The organism is Streptomyces cinereospinus (assembly GCF_042430725.1).
In the GTDB taxonomy this organism is placed as follows: Bacteria; Actinomycetota; Actinomycetes; order Streptomycetales; family Streptomycetaceae; genus Streptomyces; species Streptomyces cinereospinus.
The window spans coordinates 14,794-27,556 of record NZ_JBHMCY010000066.1 but is presented as its reverse complement, the minus strand read 5'-3'; the positions used below and the strand labels follow the sequence as shown (position 1 = coordinate 27,556).

General features: G+C 70.6%; 10 protein-coding genes. 6 read left to right on the top strand and 4 right to left on the bottom strand.

Annotation, left to right across the window (positions count from 1 at the left end; all coding sequences use genetic code 11):
• The first annotated feature begins 15 nt into the window (after positions 1-15).
• From mycP to ACFF45_RS27455, 6 genes are all read left to right on the top strand, one after another.
• Complete coding sequence (gene mycP / locus ACFF45_RS27480) at positions 16-1,251, top strand: type VII secretion-associated serine protease mycosin (protein ID WP_381349284.1); 1,236 nt, start codon at positions 16-18, stop codon at positions 1,249-1,251.
• Between the two features lie 221 nt (positions 1,252-1,472).
• A complete protein-coding gene (locus ACFF45_RS27475) occupies positions 1,473-1,856 on the top strand; it encodes a DUF2563 family protein (RefSeq protein ID WP_381349272.1) in 384 nt (127 codons plus the stop codon).
• Positions 1,856-3,577 carry a WXG100 family type VII secretion target gene (locus tag ACFF45_RS27470; protein WP_381349270.1) on the top strand — a complete coding sequence of 574 codons (1,722 nt, stop codon included), beginning with the start codon at positions 1,856-1,858 and terminating at the stop codon, positions 3,575-3,577. Before ACFF45_RS27475 ends, ACFF45_RS27470 begins: the two co-directional genes overlap by 1 nt.
• 124 nt (positions 3,578-3,701) lie before the next feature.
• Entirely contained in the window at positions 3,702-4,871 is a 1,170-nt protein-coding gene (locus ACFF45_RS27465) for a S8 family serine peptidase (RefSeq protein WP_381349269.1), read from the top strand.
• Between the two features lie 112 nt (positions 4,872-4,983).
• The gene (locus ACFF45_RS27460) at positions 4,984-5,322 is read left to right on the top strand and encodes a WXG100 family type VII secretion target (RefSeq protein WP_381349268.1); all 339 of its coding nucleotides are present in this window, start codon (positions 4,984-4,986) and stop codon (positions 5,320-5,322) included.
• 79 nt (positions 5,323-5,401) lie between these two features.
• Entirely contained in the window at positions 5,402-5,704 is a 303-nt protein-coding gene (locus tag ACFF45_RS27455) for a WXG100 family type VII secretion target (RefSeq protein ID WP_381349266.1), read from the top strand.
• Positions 5,705-5,794: 90 nt separating this feature from the next.
• Here the strand turns inward: ACFF45_RS27455 and ACFF45_RS27450 are convergent, their stop codons facing one another.
• The 4 genes from ACFF45_RS27450 to eccCa all read right to left on the bottom strand — a co-directional run bounded on the left by ACFF45_RS27450 (position 5,795) and on the right by eccCa (position 12,744).
• The gene (locus tag ACFF45_RS27450; protein ID WP_381349264.1) at positions 5,795-6,325 is read right to left on the bottom strand and encodes a hypothetical protein; all 531 of its coding nucleotides are present in this window, start codon (positions 6,323-6,325) and stop codon (positions 5,795-5,797) included.
• 39 nt (positions 6,326-6,364) lie between these two features.
• The gene (locus ACFF45_RS27445) at positions 6,365-8,161 is read right to left on the bottom strand and encodes an alpha/beta hydrolase (RefSeq protein WP_381349263.1); all 1,797 of its coding nucleotides are present in this window, start codon (positions 8,159-8,161) and stop codon (positions 6,365-6,367) included.
• A gap of 9 nt (positions 8,162-8,170) precedes the next feature.
• The gene (locus tag ACFF45_RS27440; RefSeq protein ID WP_381349262.1) at positions 8,171-8,614 is read right to left on the bottom strand and encodes a hypothetical protein; all 444 of its coding nucleotides are present in this window, start codon (positions 8,612-8,614) and stop codon (positions 8,171-8,173) included.
• A 161-nt stretch (positions 8,615-8,775) separates the two neighbouring features.
• Entirely contained in the window at positions 8,776-12,744 is a 3,969-nt protein-coding gene (eccCa, locus tag ACFF45_RS27435; protein ID WP_381349261.1) for a type VII secretion protein EccCa, read from the bottom strand.
• Between the last annotated feature and the right edge of the window lie 19 nt (positions 12,745-12,763).

The following is a 12,763-nucleotide window of genomic DNA, read 5'->3' as shown; positions in this document are numbered from 1 at the left end:
GGGAGGGCCACGGTGCTGCGTACGACGCTGGTCGCGGCCGCGACCCTGCTCACGGCGACCACGGTGCTCGCGGTCCCCGCAACGGCCGCCGACGAACTGCCCTACTCGGACCAGTGCCAGTTCCCCAACGGCCGGTACCCGGGCCGCCCCTGGTCCCTCCAGCGCGTCCTGCTGGACGAGCTGTGGAGCCGGTCCACGGGCGAGGGGGTGCGGGTCGCGGTCATCGACACCGGTGTGGACGTGCGCAACCCGCAGCTCGCGGACGCGGTCGACACGGAGGCCGGCCGCAACCTGCTGCCGAGGAACCTCAAGGACGACGACGGCGACCCGATCGAGCGGGGCGAGGAGAACGGCACGACCGACACCGTCGGCCACGGCACCAAGGTCGCCGGCATCATCGCGGCCCGGCCGGCGAGCGGCACCGGCTTCGTGGGCCTGGCGCCGGAGGCGACGATCATCCCCGTCCAGCAGAACGACGCGGAGGGCCACGGCACGACCGAGACCCTGGCCGCCGCGATCCGCCACGCCGTCCGGGCCGGCGCCGGGGTCATCAACATCTCCCAGGACACCTCGGACGCGGCGAAGCCCGACCCCGGCCTCGAACGGGCGATCGGCGAGGCCCTCGCCCAGGACGTCGTCGTCGTGGCGTCGGCCGGCAACGACGGCCTCGGCGGCAACGTCAAGGAGACGTACCCCGCCTCCTACGACGGCGTCCTCGCCGTCGCCGCCTCCGACCGCAACAACGAACGCGCCTCCTTCTCCCAGTCCGGCGACTTCGTCGACGTGGCGGCCCCCGGCGTCGACATGATCTCCACCGTCCCCCGGGGCGGCCACTGCTCCGACAACGGCACGAGCTTCTCGGCGCCGTACGTGGCGGGCGTCGCGGCGCTGCTCAAGGCGAGGCACCCGGACTGGACCGCCCGCCAGGTCGTCGCCCAGATCGAACAGACGGCGGAGCGGACGATCGCGGGCCGCGACCGCCTCGTCGGCTGGGGCGTGGTCGACCCCGTCCGCGCGCTCACCGAGGACGACCACCCGATCGAGTCCCCCAGCCCCCGGGAGGGCCTGGCCCGGGCCGAGGCCCCCACCCCCGCGACGTTCCGGACCGGCGAGACCCCCGACGAACGCGACGCCCGCCTCGCCACGTACGTGGCCGTGGCCGCCGTGGTCCTGGCCGGGGGCCTCGGCGGCACCGCGGTGGCCGTCCGGGACGCCCGGCGGAGGGCACGGCGGGTGAGGGTGTCTCCGTGACGGCGTTTGCAAGGAACCGGTGAAGCCGGGAACGGTGTCACCAGGGTTGCCGGATTTGGCAGTTGGGACTGTCAGTGGCAGTCACTAGAGTGGTCGTGTTGCGGTCATGAACACATGAGGGGCGTGGGCTGCTCAGGACGGGCAACGGGCAGCGGACAACGGGGAGGGAATGCTTCGTGCTTCCTGCGGACACGGGGGGCGCCGACGTACGGCGTGGTCTGATGGCGCTTTCGACATTCAAGGAGCGCGTGGACGAGCTGCTCAGAAACTTCGAGGGCTCGGCGGGCGGCGCGTCCACGGTGGCGGCGCACGGCCTGTCGCAGGCCGCGTTCGGCAACGGTGACTTCCCGGAAGCGAAGGCGCTCCACCTGGAGTACGCACGCGTCCACGAACGCATCACCACCCTGTCGAAGTCCCTCGGCCTCCAACTGGAGGCGATGCAGATCGCCGTGCACGGCGTGGACGTGACCTTCGACCACCTGGAGGAGGAGGCCCGCCACCGCTTCCACGAGATCCGGGCCGAGGTCAACCAGGAGCGTGACGCGATGCTGGACGAGCATCTCAGGCGCGAGAACCGGGACGACCAGACCGACGCGGGGTACTGATGAGCGGCGACCAGGACGGCAGGCAGCCGCACCGCCACGAGGCGGAGCACCAGGAAGCCGCCCAGCAGAACGGCTCGCTCGACGCGTTCATGGGCATGACCAGGGTGGTCAACCCCTGGGGGCCGGACAAGGGCTTCCACTTCGGCAGGACCAGCTTCGAGAACCACGACCTCAACCAGATGATCGACATCGTCGAGTCAGCCGGCCCGGAACTCCTGGAGGCCGCCGGCAACGCCCTCGTCGACGCACGGGACGCCATCAACGAGGCCGCCGACGAACTCAGCGTCAACCTGGGCGCCGTCGACTGGGAGGGCGAGGCCCACGACGCCTTCTACACCTGGGGCATGGACCTGGTCGCCACCGCCCTCGCGCTGGCCGACTACGCCGATGTGGTCGGCACCCAGGTGATGGCCGCCGGCTCCGGCCTCGCCTCCGTACGCAAGTCCATGCCGCCGCGGGACACCCGCGCCGACCCCAAGAAGGTCGACGACATCCCCGAGGCCCAGCGCGTCGACAGCAACGACGAGTACACGGCGGCGGTCGAGGCGGAGAAGCACCGCCAGGAAGCCATCAACCAGATGTACCGGCTGGCGTCGTTCTACACGGTGTCGAACGGGGTCATGCAGACGGCCGAGGAGCCGGTGTTTCCGAAGATGCCCAGCGTGGGGGTGCCTCAGCCGGCGGTGGTCGTTGAGGACCCAGGAGCTCCGATCGGCGCTCACCCGGGTCAACGGTCTCTTCCGACTGTCCGTGGCTCGGGCATGTACCAAGACCTTGCGGACTCACCAGCGGGGCGACCGGGTGCGGAGGGCTTGTCGTCATCCCGCAACAGCCCGGACGATCCCGTCAGGTCCCCGGAGCGGCACATCGGTACGGAGATCGACAGCATTGGCACGCTGCCCCCGCAGGAGGCCATGAAGCCGACGCCCGTCACCCCGCCTCCGACGACAGGACCCAACGTCACCTCAGTGGGACCGCCTCCTCCGGTGGCCTCCGTAGCCTCGCCCCCTGTTTCACGAAATCCGGCCGGGCGCACCTCGGGCTTCGGCGGCGGAGCTGCGCCCAGGACTCCTGCCTCGGCGCAGGGGCGAGTCGGTGGGACACCGGTCGGGAACCCGGCAGGACGCCCGGGAACCGGGCCCATGGCACCGGTGGGACGTGCCGCCACACCAGGACAGACAGCCGGCCGTGCGACTGGTCCCATGGGACGCGGGGTCATTGGCGGGGTGCCGAGGCCCGTCGGCCCGGTGGCCGGTCAGGCGAGTGGCGTCCCGCGCGGTCCGGTCACCGGAACCGGTGTCACCAACCCCGTGCGTACCGGCGCCGGGCGCTGCGGTGTCGGCCGTAACGCGGATGGCGTCGTCGGCGGTAGGCCCGTCACCGGGGCCACCGCTGGTCCGAACGGCTCCAGGGTGCCGCGCGGCACGGTTGTCGGCGGCCAGGGCGCACCCACGTCCCGTGGCACGGGCGAGAGGCCGGGGCAGCGTGGGGTGATCGGTGCCGCGCAATCGCCGACGGGCCTGGGACAGATGCCTCGCCACCCTCTGGGCAGCTCCAACGGCGTGGTCGGAACGCCGACAGGACGAGCACCGGCAGCAGGGAACAGCGCACAGACGCCCGGTACCGGCGACGCAACGCGTGGCCCCAGGGGTGATGAGCCCTCCCGCGAGGCGCGTACACGCCGTGATGAGCGGCGCGATGGAGCGTCGTCTACCGACTGACCGGACAAGAGCGAGGACAGAAACAGTCATGGTGGCAGGGATCAGCCGACGCGGCGGACGGAGCGTGTCTTCTGCGGGACGGCGTGGAAGACGGGCTTCCGCCGTCGGTTCAGCGCTTGGTGCCTTGGCCGCCCTGTCCGGGGGTCTGGCTCCTGGTGCGGCGGCCGCGGACGTCCAGGGACAGCAGTGGTATCTGACGGCGATGCAGGCCGACGAGATGTGGCAGGTCAGCACCGGCGAGGGCGTCAAGGTCGCTGTCATCGACTCGGGCGTCAACGCCGGCACTCCGTCCTTGACGGGGCAGGTGCTCACCGACGAGGTGCCGGAGGCCGTGGGCTACAAGGCGACGGAGGATTACAGCGGTCATGGGACGAGCATGGCTGAACTGATCGTGGGTACTGGTTCCGGTGGCGGTCTGAAGGGCCTGGCTCCCGGGGCGAAAGTCGTGCCTTACCGACTCGCGTTCCCCGATCTGAAGAACGCGGAAGAGGCGAGGAAGGCACCGAACACCGCACAGGCGATCAGGGCTGCTGCGAACAGCGACGCCAAGATCATCAGCATGTCCTTCACCGCCCCCACCGACTACCCGGAGGAGGCGGCGGCGATCAAGTACGCCCAGTCCAAGGGCAAGCTGATGTTCGCCGGTGTCGGCAACGACGCCGAGACCAAGAACCTCATCGGGTATCCGGCCGCGTACCCGTACGTCGTCGGAGTCGCAGCCTCGGACGAGGAAGGCACGGTCGGAGGGTTCTCGGAGCACGGGAACTACGTCGACCTGGCCGCCCCCGGGCTCAACGTGCCGACGTGGTGCGACGCAACCTTCCGCTCGTACTGCCGTGGCAGAGGCACCAGCCAAGCCACCGCCATAGCCTCCGCCTCCGCCGCCCTCGTCTGGTCCGCCCACCCTGACTGGACCGCCAACCAGGTCCTCGCCAGCCTGATCGACACCGCCGGACGCGACTGGGCGAGGGACGACCCGAGCACCTACCTCGGATACGGCCTGATCCGCCCCCGCAAGGTCCTGGAAGACGCCGGCTTCACCCCCGGCCCCGCCGGCACCGACCCGCTCGCCGGGGAGAACGCCATCGGCGTCACGGACGACCCCGAGGCCTCCCCCTCCGCGCCCGCCTCGTCAGCGGCCCCGGAGGACGCCACCGGCGGCCGGACCTCGGCGGCAGCGTCCGGCTCCGACGCGTCCGGTGACACCACGACATGGGTGGCCCTCGGGGCCGGGGCCGCCCTGGTGATCGGCGGCGGCGCCTTCGCGGTGGCCCGTGCCCGGCGGGGAGCGTGAACGACTCGCGGCCACGCCCCCGCGCGCGACTGACCCGTCATCCACCACGCCCCGCCCCGACGCGGTGACGCGTGCAGCCAAGAACCTCGCTCTCACGAAACGGAGTGCCGAAATGGTCGACCGCAAGCTCAATGAAGGCGACGTACAGCGGCTTCAGACCGAAGTCATCGATCGCTACGACAACATCCGGCAGTCGCTGGCCAAGCTGCAGGGCACGATCGACATGATCGAGAAGACCTGGCGGGGCCAGGGCGCCAACGCGTTCAACACGAAGCAGACCGAGATCAACGGCCACATGGTCGCGATCGGCAAGATGCTCGACGACTTCCTCGAGGGCATCCACCTGAACAAGACCGACAAGCGCAACCTCGAGGACCAGATCGAGGCCGACCTGACCAAGATCTCGGTCGATGACCTCGGCGGCAGGACGTCGGCGCTCAACAGCTACTGACCGGCCACCGGCGGCAGTGAGCCACTCCACCGCCCGGGCTGCGCGGCCCGGCTGACACCGTCACAGAAACGAGGCACACATGTCCGGAGCGCACTACGACGAACTCGCCGTCACCTACGGCACCATGGACGCGCTCGCCACCGAGCTCGGCGACCAGGCCAAGAAGCTCGAGGAGGACCTCGAAGCCCTGAAGCAGGCCGTGCTCAACGTGTCCGCGGGCTGGGGCGGCGAGGCCTACAGCGAGTTCCAGAAGAAGTCCGCGGAGTGGGACAAGCACGCCCGGGGCATCCACGCGGCCCTGGTCCAGATCTCCCAGCGGGTCCACACGGCCGGCGGCGACTACCGCGGCGGCGACCTGAAGGGCGCCAGCTACTTCATGTGACAGCCGGCACCACACCACCCCGGGGTGGGCGCGCACGGGAGGCGCCCACCCCGGTGTCGTGTCACCCAGAACCCGGCAGGAGGGCGGCCTTCAAAAGCGTTCGATCTCTTGGCCGTCGGGCACCTGATAGCAGCCCGACACGACGTCCAGACTCAGCTTCGGCGGGTCGTTCTTCGACATCTGAACGATGTGGACGCCTGTCCTCTTCTCGTCATTGTCAGCAGTCAGGCTCAGGTTCCTGTTCTTGCTCGTGTCCGGCCCGTATTCGACGATCTCCCACCCCTTCTTGGGCAGCTCCGTCCTGAGTCGCTCCATCGCCACGTCGAGGTCGCCCGCCGACGCGGGGTAGAAGCTCCAAGGGTGGAGGATCCGGAAGTGCGTCTGGGTGTCCTTGTTCGGACAGTCCGTTACTGTCGGACGGCTGTCGGACGCCTTGCCCTTGACTCCGATCAGCTCGTAGATCTCGCTGGACACCCTCTCCGTCGCGGCGGAGGCGGCGCGCGACGTGCTGGTGCCGGCGGGCGGGATTTCGTCGGATTCTTTGTCAGACATGCTGCATCCGGTGAGAGTGACGAGGGCAAGGGGGGCGGTGAGCGCGAGAGCGCCCAGTTGTGTCTTCACGTCAGGGAGCCTTAGGTTGTCGAGCTGGAGCGGATCGGCCTACTTCACGTGCGCCCACGGGTCGGGCGGCGGCGCCAGCACCACGTCATCACCCTTCCCGACGATGACCAAAGCCTGATTCCTCAGGCTCGTAGTGTTCCCCTTCCAGTAATCGCTGTGGCCTTCGGTGTCGGTGGTCATCTGGTTGGCACCGAATTCGCGGTCACTGGGGATGACGAATTCGTTCCCCCCATGGCCCCACCGGCCGAGGTCCGGCACCACGTCCCCATCGGCCTCCTGGTTCCAGACGTGCCCCTTGGGGACGTCCATCTCCTCGGCGTTGGACACCTTGACGCCAGGGCTGCCCGCGAAGATGACGTCGTCGGCCTTGAGGTGTCCCGTCTCGGCAGCGGCACCGACGAGAGTCGTTCCGTACGAGTGCGCGATCACGGTGGTGTGCGCTGGAGAGGCGCCGGAATGCGAGGCGTCGATTCCGTCCATGAAGCTGCGGAACGCTGGAGCGCCGTCGTAGGCGTAGTGTTCGAAAGGCGCGTCAGTGGCAACTTTGTCCGGTGCCTCGTATCCGAGCCACGTGATCGTGGAAACGGACTTCCCGTCGGCCTCGTCATTGGCTCTGCGCCAGACACTGACCATCCGGTTGATGTCGCCCTCGATGCTGTCCAGGTCGGCCGTCGTACCCGGGACGTAGACCGCCCGGTGGTCCGCGGTGTCGGGATTCCCGTTGGCGATGATCGCACGGCCGTCCCCGTCGGCACTGAACCCCAGGAGATAGGCCTCGGGGAGCCGGTTCGTCCCGGTCGCGTCGAAGCGATTCTCGATGGACTGCATGCCCTTGAGGGATCTGGTGAGCTGGTCGTACCGGTCGCCGTACTTGTTGTGCCACGCCATCCACTCATCGGTGTGCACTTTGGACGGATAGCCTCCGGCGGACATCCAGGTCCATTCGTTGGCCGGCGGCTTCGGGATCGAGTTCAGCTCTGTCTGCACCCGGCCCCGGGTCTCGTCCAACACGATGCGGTTGGCTTCGTCCCGGACGGCGGCGGGCAGCCCGTCGAGCGCGCCCACCGCAGTCGGCTGCAAGGAGATCCATGCGGCCTGCTCCTCCGCGGACAGCCCACCCCACCACTGCGCGTTGCCCTGGGGACTGCCGTCCTTGGGGGGCTGAGGCAGAGAGTCGAGGTAGGCCTTGCCCGCGTCACTCACCCCGCTCGTGTCGGAGGACGCATCGGCCCAGTCCTTGTCGGAGACGGTGAGATCGTCGTCCGCCTTCAGGGCACGCAGCTTCGGTGCCCACTTCTCGTCGGCCTCGGTCGCCTCCTTGAGGGCGGCGGCGATCTGGTCCGCGTAGTCCTGTGCGAGCCGGTGGTTGGGGTTGGGGTCGAAGTTGGCAGCCTGGCGACCCACCGCGGAGGCCGTGCCATCCGTAAGGCCGCTCACGGTGCCGCCCTCGGGGACCTTCCCGTCCTCGGTCTTCTGCCCACCGGGCGGATAGGTGATCGAACCGTCGGCGTTCACGACGAGCCGCGCGGCCTTCGCGCCCTCAAGCGCCGCGTCCAGCCTGCTCTTGGCGGCTGCCACTTCGTACGAGAACGCCTCCAGTGCCGTGCTGACGAGACCGCACTCGACCTGGATGTAGTGGAAGTTCTCCGCCAGTTGCCCCAGTTGCCTGACCGCCGCGGTAGCGGCCTCGCCCTTGAGGGACTTTCTCATGGCCACGGCGATCTGGTTCTCGATGCGGTCCTTCGCCGCGCTCGCCATGTCCGAGGTGCCGCGGTATCCGTCGGCCGCTTCCGCGTACTCGGTCGGCTTGAGCGCTTTCAGCGTCGCGAGGTCCATGGTGTCCTGCTACCGCCCCTTGTCCTGACCGCCCACAGCGGGGGTGTCCGCGTAGGCGACCTTGAGGTGTGCGATCTCTGCTTCGACCGCCTCATCGGTCCTCAGCTGATCACTGCCCGCCTTCTCCAGCAGGCCCGAGAGCCGGCCGCAGCGCCCGCTGACGTCCTTGACGTAGCGTCGCCACGACTCGTAGACGTCCTTCTGCGCACGTGCCGTCAGACAGCCCGCGACGTCGGCGACGCCCTTCTGGCCGTCCGTCAGGAGGCTCACCGCCTTGCTGATGTCGTCACGGAGCGCCCCGACATCCTGACCGGCTTTGGACCAGGCCGGCTTGTTCGACACGAGCGTGCCGGAGTCGCCACCCGGGCCGGCCGGTACCTGGTTCAGTCGCATGCCGGCGCTGTGCTGCTCCGCCGCCGCGGTCTTGAGCTGCTCCCACTCGTCCCACGCCACGCGTGGCTCCTCCCCGTTTCCCCGTAAGCCCGTCCTGCGGACGGAACAGTTCCGCAACGCTACCAACCGGCGCGACCCGTCAACTCGGTTCGAACGACTCCACGGGCCGACCGGTACCAAGACGCCGAGGACGACTCTCTCCGTCGCCTCTCGGCCTGGTGTCACACCCCGTCCGACACCAACCCCACCTGCACCAACCCCCTCCCCCTCCGCCGAGAAACGAAGACCCCCCGCCCCGCCGGCATCGCCCGCGGCCGCACGCCGCCGAGGACGTCGCCCTCGCCGGGGTCGCCCGCCAGTACCACTCCCTGCGCGCCCAGTTCCTTGACGCGCTGCAGGAAGGGCTCGTACGCGGCGCGGCCCGCGCCGGCCGTGGAGCGGGCGAGGACGAAGCGGACGCCGACGTCCCGGGCGAAGGGGAGCAACTCGGTCAGCCCGGCCAGCGGGTTCCCGCTGGAGGTCGACACCAGGTCGTAGTCGTCGATGACGACGTACACCGTCGGCCCCTGCCACCAGCTGCGGTCGCGCAGCTGCTGCGCCGTCACGTCCGCGGTCGGGGTGCGCCGCTGCATCAGGTTGGCGAGGGCGGACATGTGGTGGTCCATGGCGTTGGACATCGGGATGTACTCGGCCAGGTGGGAGGACGGCGTGGCGTCCAGCAGGGAGCGCCGGTTGTCCACCACGAACAGCTTGCACTCGTCGCCCGAGTAGCGCTCCGTCAGCTGCTTGATCAGCAGCCGCAGCAGGTTCGACTTGCCCGACTCGCTCTCGCCGAAGACGAGGAAGAACGGGTCCTGCTCGAAGTCGACGAAGACCGGTTCGAGGTCGTTCTCGTCCAGGGCGAAGGCGACACCCCGGCTCGGGAAGCGGTCGCCCGGCGGCAGCCGGCTCGCCGGGAACTCGCGGGGCAGCAGGCGTACCTCTGGGGCGGGCGGCGCCTGCCAGTGGCGGGCCACCTCCGCGGCCAGCGCCTGCGTGGCGTCGGCGAGGTCCGTGTCGGAGGTGAGCCCGTCGATGCGCGGCACCGCCGCCATGAAGTGCAGCTTCTGCGGCGACTGACCGCGGCCGGGCACGCCCACCGGGACGTTGGCGGCCACCTTGCGGTCCAGTTCGGAGTCCATGGTGTCGCCGAGCCGCAGCTCCAGCCGGTTCATCAGGTGGTCCTTGAGGTTCGCCCGGACCTCCATCGACCGCGACGCGGTCAGCACGACGTGGATGCCGTAGCCGAGGCCGCGCGCCGCCATCTCCAGGACGATCGGCTCCAGCGTCTCGTGGTCCGCCTTGAAGTTGCCCCACCCGTCGATCACCAGGAAGACGTCGCCCCACGGCTGGTCCGTGACGGAGATCTCGCCCCGTGCCCGCCGGGCCCGGAACTCGCCGATCGACGGGATCCCGGCCGAGCGGAAGTACTCCTCGCGGCGGGTCAGCACGCCGTACACCTCGGCCACCGTGCGCCGCACCCGCTCCGGGTCCAGCCGCGAGGCCACCCCGCCCACGTGCGGCAGCCCGGCCACCGCCGCCATGCCGCCGCCGCCGAAGTCGAGGCCGTAGAACTGGACCTCGTACGGCGTGTGGGTGAGGGCGAAGGAGCAGATCAGCGAGCGCAGCAGGGTCGACTTGCCGGACTGCGGGCCGCCGAGGACCTGCAGGTGGCCGGCCGCGCCGGAGAAGTCCGTCCACAGCGCGTCGCGGCGCTGCTCGTACGGCTTGTCGACCAGGCCCACCGGTACGACCAGCCGGCCCGCGCCCTCGTAGCCGGGCTGGGTCAGGCCCCGGTCCGGTACCGCGGTCAGCCCGGGCAGCAGCGCGTCGAGCGACGGCGGGCTGTCCAGCGGCGGCAGCCACACCTGGTGGGCCGCCGGGCCCTGCGCCTCCAGCCGGCGCACGATCACGTCGAGCACCGTGTCCGCGAGGGCCTCGTCGGCCTGCGGCCCGTCCCCGGCCGATGCACGCGGCGCCGCCCGCGCGTACCGCACCGGCACCTCGGCCGCCGTGAACAGCACCGGCCGCCGGTCCACCGGCAGCGGCCCGCCGCCGGGCGCCGGGCGCTGCGGGCCGGAGCGGTAGGCCCCGGAGACGTACGCCGCCTTGAACCGCACCATCTCGTCGGTGCCGAACTTGAGAAAGCCGGAGCCGGGCACGTTCGGCAGTTCGTAGGCGTCGGGCACGCCCAGCGCCGCGCGCGACTCGGCGGCCGAGAAGGTGCGCAGGCCGATGCGGTACGACAGATAGGTCTCCAGGCCGCGCAGCCGGCCCTCCTCCAGGCGCTGCGAGGCCAGCAGCAGGTGCACGCCGAGCGACCGGCCGATCCGGCCGATCTGCACGAACATCTCGATGAAGTCCGGCTTCGCCGTGAGCAGTTCGCTGAATTCGTCGATCACCAGGACCAGCGAGGGGAGGGGCCGCAGGGGCGCGCCCGCCGCCCGGGCCTTCTCGTAGTCGTGGATGTTGGCGTAGTTGCCCGCGTTCCGCAGCATCTCCTGGCGGCGGTTGAGCTCGCCGCGGATGGAGTCGCCCATGCGGTCGACCAGGGTCAGGTCGTCCGCCAGGTTGGTGATCACGGCCGCGACGTGCGGCATCCGCGCCATGCCGGCGAAGGTGGCGCCGCCCTTGAAGTCGGCGAGGACGAAGTTCAGGGTCTCCGAGGAGTGGGTGACCGCCAGGCCCAGCACCAGCGTGCGCAGCAACTCCGACTTGCCGGAACCGGTCGCGCCCACGCACAGCCCGTGCGGGCCCATGCCCTCCTGGGCCGCCTCCTTGAGGTCGAGCATCACGGGGCGGCCGTCCTCACCGACGCCGATCGGCACCCGCAGCCGCTCGGCCAGCGAACGCGGCCGCCAGGTGCGCCGGGTGTCGACGGACGCCGCGTCACCGAGGTTGAGCAGGTCGGTGAAGTCCAGCTCGGCCAGCAGCGGTTCGTCGTCGTCCCCGCCGGAGGCCATCCGCAGCGGGGCCAGCTGCCGGGCGAGCACCTCCGCGGACTCGTACGACAGGGTGTCGGGCGTCCCCTCGTAGACGGCACCGTGCGCCGACTCCAGGCGCAGCGCGCCAGGCCGTACGACGACGGAGAGGTCGCCGCCGGTCCCGGCCGGCTCGCCGGGGACGACGTCCAGGACCGTCACGCCCAGCAGTCCCTCGGGTCCGGCCAGCAGCGAGTCGGCGGGGAGCGAGACGCCGTCGAGGAGGACGACGACGTGCGGCTCGTCCGGCACGGGCGCGGCGTTCGGGTGGAAGCGGGGGCGGCCGCCGAGCCGGGACGCGATCAGGTTCTCCAGCTCACGGATGTCCGTGCCGATCAGACGGCGGCTGCCCGCGCCGTCCACGGCGTCCGGCGCCTGCACGTGCGGCAGCCACTTGGCCCACTCCCAGTGCGCCAGCTCCTCGCGGCCCGCGGCGACGACGAGGACCAGGTCCTCGGGGGAGTGCAGCGCGGCCAGCGAAGCGGCCAGGGCGCGCGCGCAGGACCGTACCGACTGCGGCTCGCCGCTGATCGTCAGCCGGCCGAAGGCCCGCAGGGAGACGGCCATCGGGAGGTCGTCCAGGGTGCCGTGGACGGCGAGGAAGCGGCGCAGCGCACCCGCCGTCAGCGGCTCCAGCTGCTCGGCGGGCCCGGTCTCCGGGGCGACCAGCGCGGTGGCCAGTGCCTGGGGTCCCAGGCCGATGCGGACCTGGGCGAAGTCCTCGTCGCCGGGCCGCCGTTCCCACACCCGGCTGCCCTCGGCGACCAGCGCCCACAGCTGGTCGGGGGAGGGGTGCAGGTAGTACTGCGCGTCCCGCTGGGCCCGCGCGGTGGCGAGCGTGGTGCGGCGGATCCGGGCCAGGTAGCCCAGGTAGTCCCGGCGCAGGTCCGCCAACTGCCCCTGGGCGCCGCGCCGGTAGCGCACCACCATGGCCACGGACATGGCGACGGTCGAGGCGATCATGACCATGCCCATGATCCGCATGAACGGCTGCCCGCTCGTGAAGAAGAAGACCACCGAGCCACCCATGCCGAGCGTCGGCAGGAGTTGCATCAGCACGCTCTCCTGATGCCCCCGCGGCAACTCGGGCGGAGGCTGTACGGCGATCTCGCCCGTGGGCACCTCGGACGGCAGCGACCGCGGCGGACGCTTGACGACGATGTGGCTCACTGCTCACCAATTCCCTTGC

Bases quoted from the DNA above. Each gene is read 5' to 3' on its own strand.
- ACFF45_RS27455 (WP_381349266.1), top strand. From the start codon at position 5,402: ATGTCCGGAGCGCACTACGACGAACTCGCCGTCACCTACGGCACCATG.
- ACFF45_RS27445 (WP_381349263.1), bottom strand. From the start codon at position 8,161: ATGGACCTCGCGACGCTGAAAGCGCTCAAGCCGACCGAGTACGCGGAA.
- ACFF45_RS27475 (WP_381349272.1), top strand. From the start codon at position 1,473: ATGGCGCTTTCGACATTCAAGGAGCGCGTGGACGAGCTGCTCAGAAAC.
- ACFF45_RS27470 (WP_381349270.1), top strand. From the start codon at position 1,856: ATGAGCGGCGACCAGGACGGCAGGCAGCCGCACCGCCACGAGGCGGAG.
- ACFF45_RS27460 (WP_381349268.1), top strand. From the start codon at position 4,984: ATGGTCGACCGCAAGCTCAATGAAGGCGACGTACAGCGGCTTCAGACC.